The organism is Pseudomaricurvus albidus, assembly GCF_018863235.1.
Lineage (GTDB): Bacteria > Pseudomonadota > Gammaproteobacteria > Pseudomonadales > Cellvibrionaceae > Pseudomaricurvus > Pseudomaricurvus albidus.
The window spans coordinates 121,741-138,085 of the sequence record NZ_JAHKRS010000004.1 but is presented as its reverse complement, the minus strand read 5'-3'; the positions used below and the strand labels follow the sequence as shown (position 1 = coordinate 138,085).

The following is a 16,345-nucleotide window of genomic DNA, read 5'->3' as shown; positions in this document are numbered from 1 at the left end:
ATCCCTTTTATGAAAATTCATCCTCGTATTGACTACAGCGAGCTGCTGCGCTCACTGGAAGGCACCAGGCTTGAGCCGTGGTTAGCTCAGCTGCCCCAACAAATTGAAGAAGGTCTTTGCAGCGACCGCTTTGGTGATCTGCCCATGTGGCTGGAAGCTCTCGACAAGCTTCCGGATGTGACAACCGATGTAATTAATTTGCGAGACGCCGTTGAGCTTTCTTCTTCAGCTGCTCTGGACGCTGAGACCGAATCCCGCATACACGATGCACTGGCCGAACTGATCCCCTGGCGTAAGGGCCCTTACCAGATTCACGGTACCTACATCGATACAGAATGGCATTCAGACTGGAAATGGAATCGCGTATTGCCCCATCTGGCACCCCTGGAGAACCGTACCATTCTGGATGTCGGCTGCGGAAACGGTTACCACTGCTGGCGAATGCTGGGGGAAGGTGCAAACAGAGTCATCGGCATCGACCCGTCACCTCGCTTTGTCGTGCAGTTTCATATGCTCAAACACTTCATCGGCTCGGCACCCGTCGATTTATTGCCCGTCGGCATTGAAGCTGTCCCCCCCAATTTACAGGCTTTTGATACCACGTTTTCAATGGGTGTTCTCTATCACCGCCGCTCTCCCATGGATCATCTGCGCGAACTGAAATCGACTCTGCGCCCGGGTGGACAGGTTGTACTGGAAACACTGGTGATTGACGGCAAGCTGGGTGAGGTACTTGTCCCCGAAGGCCGATACGCCAAAATGAATAATGTCTGGTTTCTGCCCAGCTGCGATACACTCATCTCGTGGATGCGCAAGTGTGGTTACCAAAACCCCAGAGTGGTCGATATCAATCAAACCTCCACTGAAGAGCAACGCTCTACAGACTGGATGCGGTTCCATTCACTGCCCGAGTTTCTGGATCCACAGGACTCTTCATTAACCGCCGAAGGACACCCAGCGCCACTGCGAGCAGTGATTGTCGCTGAAGCCCCGCGATAATTCCGGTGAAGCGCCATGCGCCTCCATAAAAAAAGCCGCTCAATAGCGGCTTTTTTTATGGGTCGTTCCATCCGATCGCATCAATCGTCAAGCAACTCTACATCAAGATCCAATCCCATTTCACGAACCACCTGCTGACACCACTCATTAAGGCGCTGGGAGGTTAATTCTTCCTGTTGATCTTCGTCGATTGCCAGACCCACAAAGGCCTTTCGATCTGCCGTTAAGGCTTTGGACTCATCAAATTCATAACCCGTAACAGGCCAATGGCCTACAATTTTGGCGCCATTTTCGACGATAACGTCATGCAGCATGCCCATGGCATCCAGAAAGTAATCGCCGTAACCAAACTGATCACCCAACCCAAAAAGAGCAACAGTCTTGCCGGTAAAGTCGACAGCACTGATATCTTCCCAGAACTCTTCCCAGTCAGACTGAATCTGGCCAAAATCCCAGGTAGGGATGCCCAGCAGAATCTTGTCATAATCGTCAAATTCCAACTGGGTAACATCGGCAATATCGTGAATATCCACGGCATCCTCGCCCAAGCGCTGCTGAATACGCTGGGCCACATTTTCTGTGTTGCCTTCATCACTGCCGAAAAACAGACCAATTACTGCCACAGAACTTCCTCTAACTCTAATATTTCTATCGGGGCTGGGATTTTCCCAGTTATATCACCACTGCGCAACCGGGTTTCACCGCTGCCCTGCCCCAGGCACTGGAAACCCACCCTGCGCGACCGACAGAGTTAAGAAAGGTTATCGTTAAATGAATGCCGTGACAGCTAAACCCCAGTAATGCAAACTTCTCGACTGGTATTGAAATACCGACATATACAGACAATCAGCCCCGTGTAAACTTGGCTACAGGATTGACCAGACATAAAAACCGATCTTTACGGCACAGGACTTTAAAGAAGCTACCCTATGAGTAATTTACTGCTTGTTGATGATGATCAGGAGCTATGCCTTCTGCTGAAAGAATACCTCCAGACAGAAGGCTTTCACGTCACCCTCGCCCACGATGGCAGCGAGGGGGTCAAACAGGCCCTGCAACACGATTATGATGTCATTGTGCTTGATGTCATGATGCCGGTCATGAACGGTCTGGACGCGTTGCGCAAGATTCGCGACAGCAAGCGTACTCCTGTTTTAATGTTAACTGCCAAAGGAGAAGCTGTAGACCGTATTGTCGGTCTGGAAATGGGGGCAGATGACTACCTTCCAAAACCCTGCAATCCAAGAGAGCTGGTTGCTCGTGTACGAGCCATTCTGAGACGTACCACCGAAGCTGAACAAAACCCTTCTTCTCCCATGGCCGACGAAATCCGTGTGGATGATCTGTTCATTCAGGTCAAAAGCCACGCGGCCTTCTTTCAGGAAAACCCGGTAACACTGACCGGGGCCGAATTTACCGTACTGGAACTGTTGATGCGTTCAGCGGGTGACGTCATCAGCAAAGAGATTCTCACCGAGAAAGCCCTGAACAGAAAGCTGACTCCCTACGACCGCAGTATTGACGTACACGTCAGTAATATTCGAAAAAAACTGTCTGCACTGGGTGCCAATAAGGACCTGATCATCAATATCCGCGGTGCGGGGTATATGCTGGTTCGCCAATGAAGCTCCCCCTCTCATTAAGTCGCGTTTATTTCAAAGTCTTTCTGGGCTTCTGGCTGGTTATGATTACCATGCTGCTTGGCTCCAGTGCCATCATGCACTTTTTCAGCATCGGTCCTGACAAACACCTCTCCAACCAGGAGAAAGAACATTACAGCGGTCCTGGAGGCCGCTTGATGCGCGAAGTTGTCAGCGATGCAGTTAATCAGGATTTGATTCAGGTCACCATCGGCCTGAAAAGCATGCCGTCATGGGCGACGCAATATGTGTACATCATAGACACACAAGGCAAGGATCTGCTCGAACGGGACGTGCCAGAACGTGTGTCTCGCTTTCTCAGGCACATAAATGCCAAAGCCCCTTTTTTCAGAAAAAAAATCGGCAACGAAAACTTCTACGCCCGCCAGTTTCAGCTCACTGATGGCACTGAATTACGTCTGGTCGTTGCCGCCCCGGAAAACAACATCCTGGGCTGGCGACTGTTTATCCACAATTTCTGGCACATTCTGTTACTGGACATCCTGATCAGTGGTACGGCCTGTTACTATCTTGCTCGCTACATTACCCGCGATATTCAAACACTGAAGAATGCGACCCAACAGATCGCCGAAGGCAATTGGGACATTCACATCGCCGAAGAGTTTTGTGATCGCCCCGGTGAACTGGCGGAACTGGGGCGTGCTTTTGACAACATGGCGATCAAACTACAAAAAAGCATGCTCGAACAAAAACGTCTGATTAAGGACGTGTCACACGAGCTAAGATCGCCTCTGGCTCGACTGCAGGTTGCTCTGGCTATTGCCCAACAGCGTGCCAACAGTGAAATTACCGGCGAACTCGACCGCATCAAAGAAGCCGCAGATTACCTGAACGACGTGATTTCGGACATTCTGTCATTGCCGGTAACCGAGCAAGATTCCTGGGAGTTGAGCGATGTGGTTGAACTCAGCAGTCTGGTAACCACGATTGTCGATGAATGTCAGCACGAAGCCCGACACAAGCAGGTAACTCTGGATTTGACCAACAACCTGCCCGAAGTGCTGGTGCAGACACGCGGTAACACTCTGGTAGGCGTATTCGACAATATCATACGCAATGCCATTCGCTATACCGTCAGTGACTCGCCGATTTCCATCACACTGGACTATGGCACTGACAACAAACCGCGAATTTCTGTCAGTGATTGCGGACCCGGTGTTGCAGAGGAGCACCTGGACGATATTTTTGAACCCTTCTTCCGTACTGATGAGGCCCGGGATCGCAAGAGTGGCGGATACGGACTGGGACTGGCCATTGCCAAAAGAACCGTGCTACATCACGGCGGCAGCATCAAAGCCTTCAACAACCCCACACGGGGACTGACCATAGTCGTTACCCTGCCCGCCGCAGAGGAGATATGAGCCCTGACCGTTAATCAGCGATGATCATCATCCAGATATTGATGATCATCGTAGGTTTTCACCAGATCCGGGGCCAATACGGTCAGGGTGCTCATCAGCGCACCGTTCATAAACCCTTCGGGGAACATCATCAGCAAGGTCAGGTAATAGTGGTCTGAAACAATCACCAACAATGGCTCAGGCCCCAGCAACCATACGTAAAACCAGCTGGCTGCTGCCATACCCTGCACCGTCAGCATACCCCCAAAAAAACCGCCCCCCAGCATGTATACAAACAGATTCCGAAACGGTAACCGCTCGATCAAGTTAAGCACGCCTGCAGCCACCAATCCCGGCACCAACACATCCAGACAAAACTGTAGCGCCAGCATGGACCAGGGCTCGGAGTGAAATAACATTCCAACCAACAAGGCCAAAGCCCCGACACATATCCCTAAAGCGCAACCAAAAATCATCACCACCGACATCATCAGCAGTGGGTGAAGTCCCATCACCTGCATGATGTCGACTTTCAATTGCCAAAACAGCCCCAACCCAAGCACAGCTGCCCAAAAGGCATGTTGACGATAACTTTTCGCCAACAACTGTCGCCAGGGTGCCACAGCAACAGCCCAGCCAAGGGCCACCACGCTGATCACAACGGCAGGCAACCAGAAAAGTGGTGAACTCACAGAAGCAAAAACCACCGGCTAAACACTCCCCAATCCAATTCTTTGCAAGACAAGCCTTAACCCACCCTGCACACACTAACACGGTTGCGAAACAGGGTGTCAGCGACAACAAGTCTACCCCTGCCAACATAACGTCAAACACTTGTCAGCGGCAAAATCCTGCCTGTCATCTTGCCGCTTTGACCGACAAAAATCTGCCATTGAATGAACCGCTCGCTGAAGCAATAACGCAAGCTGCTGATAAATAAGGGTTTATTAAATAACCCAAAGCTGGCACAAAATTCGCTATGTCTTTTATGGACATCACATTCACTGGAACACATTGAATCTGTAACAGACAACACAGAAAGCCATTCCCCATCAAAGGGTCAAACAGAATGGGACAGGGTTTCTGAGGCTGAACGCCATTGGGACATGTCTGTCAGTTCGGGAAACTATTATGGCCACACTTACAGGACAGAATCACAACACGGCGACTTTCAAGGATGACGCGATTTCACTCGTTTTCCCTGCCCATCAGGATGATGTTGCTGAAGCCCGAAGAGTTTTAACCCAGTCCCTGCAAACCAGCCTGGACCTTTCCATTGTACTGACTTTATTTTTTCAGCAAATTCAAAAACTCATGCCTGCCACTGGGATGAAATATCAGCATCGCCAGAAAGATTGTGAACTGATGATCGGTCAGGATGACACTCACAAGGTGGATTACCGTCTCAACTTTGCACAAGATGATCTGGGTGATCTTACCTTTAGCCGCAACAAGCGCTTCAATGAGCATGAGATGTCTGCCATCGAAAGCCTGCTGTCGACGCTGATTTGTCCGCTTCGCAATGCCCTACTTTACCGTGATGCCGTTCAGTCTGCTCTCAGGGATCCACTGACTCAGGTGGGTAATCGGGTGGCTCTGGATCAGGCATTGGAGCGCGAACTGCAGTTGGCATCCCGACACCAACAACCTCTTTCATTACTGGCAATCGATATTGATCACTTCAAAATGATTAATGACCAATACGGACATACCTGTGGTGATGAGGTCATTCGAGAAATTGCCCAGAGCATCAAGTCCATTACCCGCTGTACAGACCTTGTGTTTCGCTATGGGGGGGAAGAGTTTGTCGTACTGCTGAATAAAACCGCTATCGATGGAGCCCATGTGATTGCCGAACGCATTCGACAACACGTGGCCTCAATGCAAATACTCAGTCAGGGTCAAACGCTATCGGCAACCGTCAGTATTGGTATCAGCTCTCTGAACCTGAAAAAGCCGGAAGAACCCCTGTTTCAACAAGCGGACAAGGCTCTCTACCAAGCCAAACATCTTGGACGAAACCGGGTGGAATCAGCCCGGCCATGAGCCCGGCGCTTCCAGTATTACTGTTGCGGTGGCATAGGCTTTTTCGTCGGAAACACTCATGTGAATGCGGCCACCACCCAGTGATTGAAAGCGCTCCAAAGCCCCGCCACTGAAACACAAACTCGGCGCCCCGTCTTCGTTGTGCTCAACCCACATATGCTGCCATGAAACCCCGCGCCCAATCCCCGTTCCCAGAGCTTTGGCTGCGGCTTCTTTGATACAAAAGCGCTTGGCCAGAAAAGCCGTACGACGATTGCTGTCGCAATAGGATTGCCACTCCTGCTCTGCCAGGATACGACGGGCAAAGGCGTCTCCCAGGCGATCAAGCGTTAATTCGATACGGGATATTTCCACAATATCGGTTCCCAACCCCACAATCATAATGCAACCTTCGTGTCTGGCTAAGCCCGTTGGCTTAACGGGTTTTCTGGAATAGTTTTCGGCTCTGCAGGGGACGCTCCCCCAGCAAAGGCTTAAACAGGATGCGAGTCAAAACTTTTGCCGAACGCTGTGTCTGAGGATCCTGAAAATCACCTTCTCGCATCGCCTGCAAATGCACTCCCGGGAATGATTGAGCTGTCAGTGTATCCGATGCCAGACGCCACCCCTGCTCCGGCCACCACTGGTACATTTCCTCTGCCCGGAGATCAAGGCCGTCGGCATCTCGGGACAGATCCAGATGATATCCCAAGTCCTCCAGCATTCTCAGCTCAAAAGCCCGCAATACAGGCTCCAGAGGAAGCATGTCGGCCAGTTGCCCCAAAGCAACTTCATAACTCTGATAAATTTCCGGGCAGCTGTCCTGCTCGGGCACCAATCGAGTTAATAATTCATTGAGATACAGTCCGCTGAATAAAAACTCCCCCTTTAATCCCAGGGGCAATTGGCGGCTTTCGATAGAGGTTAATGTTTTGAGGGAAGACTTTCCCTGCCAGGACAACAAGAGAGGTGTAAACGGCTGGCACAATTGCCGCTGTCGGGATTTGGCCGAGCGTGCACCTTTGGCAATTAATGACAGCCGCCCATAGTCTTCGGTCAGACAATCGAGAATCAAACTGGTATCCCGAAAAGGACGGCTGTGGAGAATATAACCGGGCTGCAGCTCAACGCGCATGGCAGATGCTCTAGACGTCGTCGTAGCCTAAACTTCGCAACGCACGCTCATCATCGGACCACCCGGATTTTACCTTAACCCAGGTTTTCAACATGACTTTGCAATCAAACAGGGCTTCCATATCAATACGGGCCTGCTGACCGATCTGTTTGATCTTGGCCCCCTTGTCGCCAATCAGGATTCGCTTCTGGCCATCCCTTTCAACCAGAATTAATGCGCCGATATGAATGATAGAGCCATCGTGGGAAAACTCTTCAATTTCCACGGTCATCTGGTAAGGAAGCTCATCCCCCAACTGGCGTGTGATCTTTTCGCGAATGATTTCTGCGGCCAAAAAGCGAGAACTGCGATCCGTGATCTGGTCCTCTGGAAAAAAGTGCATACCTTCCGGCAAGCGCTTTTCAACCTGCTCTTGCAGAGCATCCAGGTTGATGCCTCTTAAAGCCGAAATAGGAACAATCTCATCCACTTTCAGCTTCTCTGACAGCTGCTCCAAATGAGGCAGCAGTACCCCCTTGTCTTCAAGCTGATCCACTTTGTTGATCGCCAGAATAATGGGGCAATCGAGGTTTTGCAGCCGTTTGACCACCATGTCGTCTTCGTCAGTCCAGGCCAGACGGTCAACCAGGAACACCACCACATCCACATCCCTCAACGCCGTGGTAGCGGCCTTGTTCATGTAGCGATTAATGGCTTTGGCATGCTGAAGATGAAGCCCGGGAGTGTCGACATAAATTGCCTGAACCGAGCCTTCGGTTTTGATCCCGAGAACATTATGACGGGTGGTTTGTGGCTTGCGTGATGTAATACTGATCTTCTGCTCAAGAATATGATTCAGCAGTGTCGATTTGCCCACATTGGGGCGGCCGACAATGGCCACGTATCCACAACGACTAACATCCTGCTCGCTCATTAAGAGACTCCCAAAAGCTGTTTCAGAGCCGCTTCTGCTGCCATCTTTTCGGCACCTCGACGGCTGCTGGCAGTGGCCACTGTCGGCGTCTTCAGTAGTACAGAGTGACACTCCACGGTGAACTTCTGAGCATGAGCTTCACCTCCTACATCAACAACCCGGTATTCGGGCAAGGCCGACTTTTTCGCTTGCAGGTATTCCTGCAGCTCGGTTTTTGGATCTTTGCGGGTAGTCTCCAGCTGCAGTGCATCCAATCGACTTTTGTACCAAACCAATACCCGCTCACGGGCACTGGCCATTCCCCGATCCAGATGGATGGCTCCGATGATCGCTTCCACCGCATCCGCCAGAATCGAATCGCGACGAAAACCACCACTCTTCATTTCACCTTCGCCCAGATTCAGACAGGGGCCCAAATCAAATTCGCGTGCGATCTCAGCCAATGTCTCGCCCTTGACCATTTGTGCCCGCAAGCGGCTTAGCTGACCTTCTTTTGCTTCCGGAAAACGCTCAAACAGCGACTCCCCAACCACAAAGTTCAGGATGGAGTCCCCAAGGAACTCGAGTCGCTCATTGTTTTTAGCGCCACAACTGCGATGGGTAAGCGCCAGATCAAACAGGCTCTCATCTTGAAACTCATAGCCGATACGATGTAACAGGCGCTGTCGAGTAATGCTATTCACTTTCAGATTCGCTACCCGCTTCAGGTTTGCAGCATTCGTATGGACGCGAACTGTCCCAGACATTGTTAAATGTCATCACTACATCAATATTGTAGATAATGGGCACACGCACTTCGTAATTCATTTTCACCAAAGTTCTATCCTGCAAGCGCTCAACCTCGATAGATTTCTCTGATTGGCTGCGCACATTGTTCATCATGAAAAATTTACCCACTGTGCGACGTATGTCACGGGGAGACATTTCGTCGATTTTGTCCCCCTCTTCAGCGAGACTGAGCAACCCTTCCTGAATGTAGCGATCATCCACGTACGCCGGCACCATTCGGAAAATACACAATAAGGCAAAACCTGCTACCAGTAAGATGATCAGCCAGCCAGTGGCCGATACGCCCTTTTGATTTCTTGCTAAATGCACCGTTTAAATCCCCCAAGAATGGTTTAAACCATGAGTTTGTTGTTAGCCACGGAGCCCGGCAGACTCAGCCGCACGCCCAGAGCTATCCATTTAAAACGCTCAGAAAGTCAGACAACCTGTCGGCGCTTCTTAAACACTGACGATTTGGCTGCCAGATCCAGTATTCAACACAGACCACCAGGACTCAAGATGATGGACTGTGTATTGCGCAAAATTCGCGACTGATTAACACAAGCTGATCAGCTGCCCGGCTATTGAATACTGCCTACATTACTGAAACTGGGGATGCTGAATAAGGAGTCCCAGTGCATCCATACGGCAAAAGCCTTGCCTACGATGGCGTCCTCAGAGACGGGCCCCCAGGCTCGGCTGTCAGAACTGTTATCCCGATTGTCGCCCATCATAAAATAATGCCCTTCCGGTACTACCCACTCGCCATGACGGCTGAGCATTCCTGGAATGGTATCTTTTTGCATGTCATGTTCCACTCCCCCCAGATTCTCAGTCATGATCTGATATTCCGGGTTGGACGGCGGCAACGAGGCTATCAAGGTCTGAGACTGCTCTTCCCCATTGATATACAAAACATTGTTGCTGTAACGAACCCGGTCACCCGGCATACCGACAACACGTTTAATAAAGTACGTATCCGGCTTGTGGGGCGGAAAGAAAACCATCACATCACCGCGCTCAGGATCATTCACATCCAGGACTTTAGTGCGAATCACCGGCAGACGGATTCCATAGGTAAATTTATTCACCAGAATAAAGTCACCGACTTTCAGGGTTGGAATCATAGAACCGGATGGAATCTGAAAAGGCTCAGCCACAAACGAACGCAACACCAAAACCACGAACAACACCGGGAAGAAAGACTTGGAGTATTCAACAATAACCGGTTCTTTTGATGCCGTCGCTTTTGCCTGTTCGTAAACTTCCTGCTGACGCCCACTATCCAGTTCTACAGACGCAAATTGAGCATCCACAGCCGCGACTGCCGCCTGGCGCTTGCGTGCGAAGAACAAGCTGTCGAACAGCCAGACGATCCCGCTGCCAAACACCAGCAGAACCAAAATCAAAGGGAAATTTATATCCATATACCTGGCCTTATTCTTTATTCATCAACTTTTAGTACGGCCAGGAAAGCTTCCTGTGGAATTTCCACACTACCCACCTGCTTCATCCGTTTTTTACCTTCTTTCTGCTTCTGCAACAGCTTTTTCTTACGGGACACATCGCCACCATAACACTTGGCAGTTACATTTTTACGCAGAGCCTTAACCGTAGTCCGGGCAATCACCTGACCACCAATGGCCGCCTGAATTGCCACATCGAACATCTGACGGGGAATCAGCTCTTTCATCTTGTCAGCCAGTGCACGGCCTTTATAGGGCGCGTTATCACGGTGAACAATCAATGCCAGGGCATCGACTTTCTCACCGTTAATCAACACATCCAGACGCACCAGTTTGGCGGCTTCAAAACGGTCAAAACTGTAATCCAAAGACGCAAAACCACGGCTCACGGATTTGAGTCGATCAAAGAAATCCAGAACCACTTCGTTCATAGGCAGTTCGTAGGTCACAGAAACTTGAGACCCCATGTACTGCATATCCTTTTGCACACCCCGCTTTTCAATACACAGAGTGATCACCGCACCCAAGTGCTCTTGGGGCACAAGGATATTGGCCTGCACAATCGGCTCGCGCATTTCCTCGATCATGCCGATATCCGGCAGTTTGGAAGGGTTGTCTACGTAGACCACTTCACCGTCGGTTTTTTCAACCTCATAGACCACAGTCGGAGCTGTTGTAATCAGATCCAGGTTGTACTCACGCTCCAGTCGCTCCTGAATAATTTCCATGTGCAGCATTCCAAGGAAGCCACAACGGAAACCAAAACCCAACGCGTCTGAGCTTTCAGGCTCAAAGAACAGAGACGCATCGTTCAGTGTCAGCTTGGACAACGCTTCACGGAAAGCTTCGTAATCATCAGAACTGACCGGGAACAGCCCCGCATAGACCTGTGGTTTTACTTTCTGGAAACCCGGTACCGGCTCCACTTCGGGAGTAGAAGCGTGGGTAATGGTATCCCCCACAGGAGCGCCGTGGATGTCTTTGATCCCGGCAACAATGAAACCTACCTCACCGGCTTTGAGCATCTTTGTTTCTTTGCGTTTGGGCGTGAATACACCAACGCTGTCGACAATCTGGGCTTTACCGATGGATTTGGTAATAATCTTGTCTTTGACCTTCAGCGTGCCCTGACGCACACGCACCAGCGACACAACGCCCAGATAGTTATCAAACCAGGAATCAATGATCAACGCCTGCAGAGGTGCATCCACATCGCCCACCGGAGGAGGAACAAGACGCACCAGCTCTTCGAGCACATCCTCAACTCCCAAACCCGATTTGGCACTGCACTGAACTGCCTCGGTGGCGTCGATGCCGATAATCTCTTCGATCTCCTGGGCGACACGATCCGGCTCTGCCTGGGGCAAATCGATTTTGTTCAATACCGGAATGACCTCAAGCCCCTGCTCAATAGCGGTGTAACAGTTGGCCACGGACTGAGCTTCAACCCCCTGGGCAGCATCAACGACCAACAATGCCCCTTCACAGGCACTGAGGGAGCGGGATACTTCATAAGAGAAGTCCACGTGCCCCGGGGTATCAATGAAATTCAATTGATAGGTTTTGCCATCTCGAGCGGTGTAATCCAGCGTCACACTCTGAGCTTTGATGGTAATGCCTCGCTCTCGCTCAATATCCATGGAGTCGAGAACCTGAGCGGCCATTTCACGCTCTGTCAAACCACCACACACCTGGATAAAGCGATCCGCGATGGTCGATTTACCATGGTCAATGTGGGCAATAATAGAGAAATTTCGTATATGGCTAAGATCGGTCACAGTATGGTCAACTACTCGTCAATAAAATAAGTCAAACCTGGCCAAACAGGCCGCTTCAGGCAGACCATGAAAGCGGTTAAGTTGAGCCAAGTCAAAAGGGAGAGAAGTCTACCGTATTTACATTTGAGGCGCCATGACAGCGCCTCAAATGGACGGGGTTCTGGAGAGACTTAGTTGGGGATGGATATGGTGCGGAACAGCGCTCGTCCATGCCGGTAAATACGAATGGGGAGCAGGCTATTGGCCGGCAAGGCAGCAACTACCTTACGGTAATCCTCCACGGTATTCACAGCGTTATACCCCAGCTGGACAATGACATCTCCCGGCCTCAAGCCCGATCTGGCCCCCGGCTGCCCTGGAACGACCTGCTCAACCACAACGCCTCCGGGTAACTGCCAGTCCTGCATCATCTGGGGATCCAGTTTCTGAACAACCAACCCCAGGCGACCACCGTCAACCTGTGGATCGTTACGAGTTACCTGTGCCTCATCACCCCCCAGTGTGCCCACGGTGACCATGATGCTTTTCTTTTTACCTTCGCGCATCAATTCGACAGGGACCCGGTCACCCGGCGCCGTTACACCCACTGCATGGGGCAAATCCCCTGAGCGGTTAATCACGGTGCCATCAAAGCGGGTAATGACATCCCCCACTTCCAGTCCAGCCCTGGCGGCGGGACCTTCAGGATCCATTTGTGCCACCAGCGCACCCATTGGCTTCTTCAGACCGAATGATGCCGCCAGATCTCGATCAACCTCCTGAATCACGACCCCCAACCATCCGCGGTCAACGCGCCCTTTTTCTTTCAATTGCTCAACAACTTCCCGGGCAACACTGCTCGGTATCGCAAAAGACAGACCTATGGAGCCGCCTGAACGGGTATAAATCTGGGAATTAATGCCAACCACCTGACCGTCGAGATTGAATAATGGACCGCCGGAATTACCGGGGTTAATCGCCACATCGGTTTGAATGAACGGGACATAGTTTTCGTGCTTGTCACTGGGAATGCTGCGGCCAATGGCGCTGACAATACCCGCACTGGCAGAGAAATCCAGACCAAATGGGGACCCAATAGCCAAGACCCACTGCCCGACCTTCAGATCATCATCCCTGGCAAACTTAAGGGTAGGTAATCCCGTCTCATCGATTTTCAGCAGCGCGAGATCGGAGCGCTCATCCGTGCCGATCACTTTGGCAGTGTATTCACGGCGATCAATCAAGCGCACCTGAATGTCATCAGCCCCGTCCACCACATGATTATTGGTCAGAATATAACCATCTTCGGAGACAATAAAACCCGACCCCATGGATTGGACATTGCGCTGCGGCATATTCCGCGGCTCAAATAAATGGCGGAAAATATCCGGGATATCCTGACGCCCCTGAGGCAAAACCAGCTGCCCGCGGCGACTGTTGACGCGCTCAACAGTATTGATTTTCACAACTGCCGGAGAGGCAGACTCAATCAAGTCGGTAAATTCAGGTAAACCACTATATGCCTGAGTTCCGACACTCATCACCAGCAAAACCACTGGCATACAAAAGCGTATTAACTTCATCAACAATTTCCTTTACCAGAAGAACCAAGTTCCCAGGAACTGTATTGATCAGCGCCAAAGCCGAGAACAACACAGCCCAGTTACGCACCTTTAAAGTATTATTGTTATAAATTGTCTTTGGACTGGACTGGAGACGCCCACTGCACCGGCTCATGTCCATCCATCAGAACGGGCTGAACGCGGCGATCATTCCGATACTGATAGCTGTGCCAACGCACTGCAACCCCTCCCAGGACAAGCCCCAGAGCTGCGCCCACAATCACACCCGCCTCCTCAAAACCAGCCCATTCAGCCATAAATATTGCGGCCATCATGGCCACCAGAGGAGTCAGGTAAACCAGCAGGGATCCGTTGGCCACCACCGCATCGGGAATGCCTATCGTAACCTCGTCGTGCACTTCGTAGGCGGCAGGATCACGCCCTTCCAGCAGCACTCGAATAAAACTGGTTTTCCCGCCCCATTTGGCAACCAGACTCTGACCACAGCCCTTTTCTGCAGAACAAGACTCACAAGTGGAACGCTGAATGGTTTCCACCCATAAACACTGCTTGTCGATAGCTACAATGCGGCCTGTTTCAGTAATCACCTGGTATTACCTGTAAACGCTTAAGACGGAGGTTGAGACGGGATAGTTTGAGGGAGTGGCGGTTGTACGGGATCAAACTGAAATTGAAGAGATCCCGCAATTCGCTGTGCAGTAATGGCGGGAATCTCTCCCACCACAGTAACGGTGTAGGCCTTGCCATTGAAAACGTGTTGCTGCATATAAGCAACAGTTGCCCCGCGCTGAGCCTTGCCCTGCGCCGCAACGTTTTTGCCCATTGGCTCGAGAAACACCGAGAACGCAGACAATCCATCCGTATACAACTGCACATCGCCCACATCAATCAACCTTGAAGCTCCCGCAGGCACAAAGCCCGCCGGCATCCAGCCCAAAGACCAACCCTGTGGCTCCGGGTTTGACTCGCAAGGCTCAAACTCAGGTCTTTGAATGTCTGAGGTTGCACCAACTGCACCAACCCAACTGTCATCGACATCCAAATCCAGACTGGCAAACTGTAAACGTTCCAACACCTTTCGCCTTGAAGTGAATGTCATGGAACCCAGGGGAAGGTAGGTCTGCTTATCAATAGAAAGGGTGTATCCGTAACGATAGTCATCACGAGGGACAATTTGTAGCACGGTAGCCAGGCGACCCGCAATACGCTCATCATCCCGAATATAAAACTGATAATGCTGTTGAAGCCCCTTGTAATTGTTTGCGATATTGCCGTCTATAGCTGGAAACATGCCCCTCAAGACCTGATCAGCGGCAGAAAGGCACTCCACATTACGACCGTTTCGTTCGACTCGACGTGATGGGCCATTCAGAAACTCAACATTTTCGTATTCTTCACCATCCATAACCCGGTGAGTGACCCGCAGAGTCTGTAACGCGCCACCAAATTCATAAGTGAACAGACCACGGTAATCTTTTTCCCTCAAAGCCCTGGACATCTCGGATAAAAGCCCGGACACCACCACAGACTCCTGAGCGGCCACTACTCGTGAAGACAGCACTGAGGTCACAATCAGGACCCCTAATAGAAAAATTGACAAAAACCTTGGCGCGATTACAGACATATGTGGTTGGAACAGCATTGTTAACAAAGGAACGACCGGTGACCTTATCTCTTACATCCAAAGTTTATCAATTACTTGATAAAGAGTGGTTAGGTCGCAACGGGCAGTAAAGGAAATGAAGTATACGCCAAACACGCACTAAAAATGACTACACCTGGCAACTTCTGACCGCAAATCCACACCAATATTTACAGGCAGCCCGCACAAATCCTGAGTCTCGGGAATAATCAATCGGACTTATTCACTGATCTCGGCTGGCACCCGGGCGTAAGGCAGCATGCCTCGACCACTGTTCATGGCCGCGTGAGCCGCATGAACTTCCATGACACGCTGCAGATAGGCCTGAACTTCTGGTGCAGGCGACTCAGAGTACGTACCCTGTGCTCGTTTTACAACTGGATAGTAGCGGGTATCAGCCTCCTGAACAGGCATCTGAGGGTGGGCGCTGACAGTGCGCGCGCTAACGGACGGACCGCCAAAGCCAGCAGGCAGAGCGGGATTGGGAGTGAGTAAATCCTGAGATGTTTTCACGGAAGGCGAGCCGCTCTCAGAGGCGTCGGCCATCTGCGGAGCAGGATCACCCGTAAAATTGACCATTTGAGACGTCACCACCATCACCGCAGCAACCGATGCCGCGACTCCCAACTTACCGATATTTTGACCAACACGGCGCAACCAGGATGCATCATTGGATGCTTGGGGGATGGACTCATAAGCCTCTTCGCCATCTATCGCTTCACGGATGGCCGCCGAAAGATCGATCATTGGCTGGGAAGGCGTATCATTGCGCAGTGAGGAACTGATCAACTGATAACGACTCCAGGTCTCACGGACACCCTCGTCTGTTTCAGAAGCTTTCAAAACACGGTGAAGCTCCATTTCAGATACTTCGCCATCGACCAGGGCCGATACGGACTCTGCCATGCCTGCTACACGCTGCTTATGATTCGAATGTTCTGCCATGCTGATCGTTTCGCTCTCAATTCGTACTTTTACCACGCCATCTGCTAGACAGATGACACTAAAAAAGGAACCAATAACCACATCAACCGCTGAGTAGTACCGGAGATCACA

17 protein-coding genes are annotated in these 16,345 nt (G+C 51.1%); 4 read left to right on the top strand and 13 right to left on the bottom strand.

Features of this window, described 5'->3' with window-relative positions; all coding sequences use genetic code 11:
* The first annotated feature begins 9 nt into the window (after positions 1–9).
* On the top strand, positions 10–999 hold the full coding sequence (cmoB, locus tag KOI40_RS08840; protein ID WP_216097144.1) for a tRNA 5-methoxyuridine(34)/uridine 5-oxyacetic acid(34) synthase CmoB: 990 nt from the start codon (positions 10–12) through the stop codon (positions 997–999).
* Between the two features lie 80 nt (positions 1,000–1,079).
* Here the strand turns inward: cmoB and fldB are convergent, their stop codons facing one another.
* Positions 1,080–1,622 carry a flavodoxin FldB gene (gene fldB / locus KOI40_RS08835; RefSeq protein WP_216097143.1) on the bottom strand — a complete coding sequence of 181 codons (543 nt, stop codon included), beginning with the start codon at positions 1,620–1,622 and terminating at the stop codon, positions 1,080–1,082.
* A 306-nt stretch (positions 1,623–1,928) separates the two neighbouring features.
* Between fldB and KOI40_RS08830 the strand changes: the two genes are divergently transcribed.
* Positions 1,929–2,624, top strand: a complete 696-nt coding sequence (locus KOI40_RS08830) for a response regulator transcription factor (protein WP_216097142.1) — start codon at positions 1,929–1,931, stop codon at positions 2,622–2,624.
* Positions 2,621–4,021, top strand: coding sequence for an ATP-binding protein (locus KOI40_RS08825; RefSeq protein WP_216097141.1), 1,401 nt, complete (start codon positions 2,621–2,623; stop codon positions 4,019–4,021). The genes KOI40_RS08830 and KOI40_RS08825 overlap by 4 nt, the downstream gene beginning before the upstream one ends.
* 14 nt (positions 4,022–4,035) lie before the next feature.
* Here the strand turns inward: KOI40_RS08825 and KOI40_RS08820 are convergent, their stop codons facing one another.
* A complete protein-coding gene (locus KOI40_RS08820) occupies positions 4,036–4,692 on the bottom strand; it encodes a hypothetical protein (protein WP_216097140.1) in 657 nt (218 codons plus the stop codon).
* Positions 4,693–5,131: 439 nt separating this feature from the next.
* On the opposite strand from KOI40_RS08820, the gene KOI40_RS08815 reads away from it, so the two are divergent.
* Entirely contained in the window at positions 5,132–6,046 is a 915-nt protein-coding gene (locus KOI40_RS08815; protein ID WP_216097139.1) for a GGDEF domain-containing protein, read from the top strand.
* On the opposite strand, the gene acpS is transcribed toward KOI40_RS08815, so the two are convergent.
* From acpS to KOI40_RS08760, 11 genes are all read right to left on the bottom strand, one after another.
* On the bottom strand, positions 6,032–6,427 hold the full coding sequence (acpS, locus tag KOI40_RS08810; RefSeq protein WP_216097138.1) for a holo-ACP synthase: 396 nt from the start codon (positions 6,425–6,427) through the stop codon (positions 6,032–6,034). The two genes, KOI40_RS08815 and acpS, sit on opposite strands and share 15 nt — an antisense overlap.
* Positions 6,428–6,461: 34 nt before the next feature.
* Positions 6,462–7,160: a DNA repair protein RecO gene (recO, locus tag KOI40_RS08805; protein ID WP_216097137.1), complete on the bottom strand. Its 699-nt coding sequence runs from the start codon at positions 7,158–7,160 to the stop codon at positions 6,462–6,464.
* A 10-nt stretch (positions 7,161–7,170) separates the two neighbouring features.
* Positions 7,171–8,073 (bottom strand): GTPase Era, encoded by a 903-nt coding sequence (era, locus tag KOI40_RS08800; protein ID WP_216097136.1) that lies wholly within the window; start codon positions 8,071–8,073, stop codon positions 7,171–7,173.
* Positions 8,073–8,756, bottom strand: a complete 684-nt coding sequence (rnc, locus tag KOI40_RS08795; protein WP_369413166.1) for a ribonuclease III — start codon at positions 8,754–8,756, stop codon at positions 8,073–8,075. The genes era and rnc overlap by 1 nt, the downstream gene beginning before the upstream one ends.
* Complete coding sequence (locus tag KOI40_RS08790) at positions 8,749–9,171, bottom strand: DUF4845 domain-containing protein (protein ID WP_216097134.1); 423 nt, start codon at positions 9,169–9,171, stop codon at positions 8,749–8,751. Before KOI40_RS08790 ends, rnc begins: the two co-directional genes overlap by 8 nt.
* Positions 9,172–9,422: 251 nt before the next feature.
* A complete protein-coding gene (gene lepB / locus KOI40_RS08785) occupies positions 9,423–10,268 on the bottom strand; it encodes a signal peptidase I (RefSeq protein ID WP_216097133.1) in 846 nt (281 codons plus the stop codon).
* A gap of 17 nt (positions 10,269–10,285) precedes the next feature.
* Positions 10,286–12,085, bottom strand: a complete 1,800-nt coding sequence (gene lepA / locus KOI40_RS08780) for a translation elongation factor 4 (RefSeq protein WP_216097132.1) — start codon at positions 12,083–12,085, stop codon at positions 10,286–10,288.
* 170 nt (positions 12,086–12,255) lie between these two features.
* Entirely contained in the window at positions 12,256–13,647 is a 1,392-nt protein-coding gene (locus KOI40_RS08775) for a DegQ family serine endoprotease (RefSeq protein WP_216097131.1), read from the bottom strand.
* 104 nt (positions 13,648–13,751) lie between these two features.
* Complete coding sequence (locus tag KOI40_RS08770; RefSeq protein ID WP_216097130.1) at positions 13,752–14,234, bottom strand: SoxR reducing system RseC family protein; 483 nt, start codon at positions 14,232–14,234, stop codon at positions 13,752–13,754.
* A gap of 20 nt (positions 14,235–14,254) precedes the next feature.
* A complete protein-coding gene (locus KOI40_RS08765) occupies positions 14,255–15,217 on the bottom strand; it encodes a MucB/RseB C-terminal domain-containing protein (protein WP_216097129.1) in 963 nt (320 codons plus the stop codon).
* Positions 15,218–15,508: 291 nt separating this feature from the next.
* Positions 15,509–16,234, bottom strand: coding sequence for a sigma-E factor negative regulatory protein (locus tag KOI40_RS08760; RefSeq protein ID WP_216097128.1), 726 nt, complete (start codon positions 16,232–16,234; stop codon positions 15,509–15,511).
* Positions 16,235–16,345: the final 111 nt, after the last annotated feature.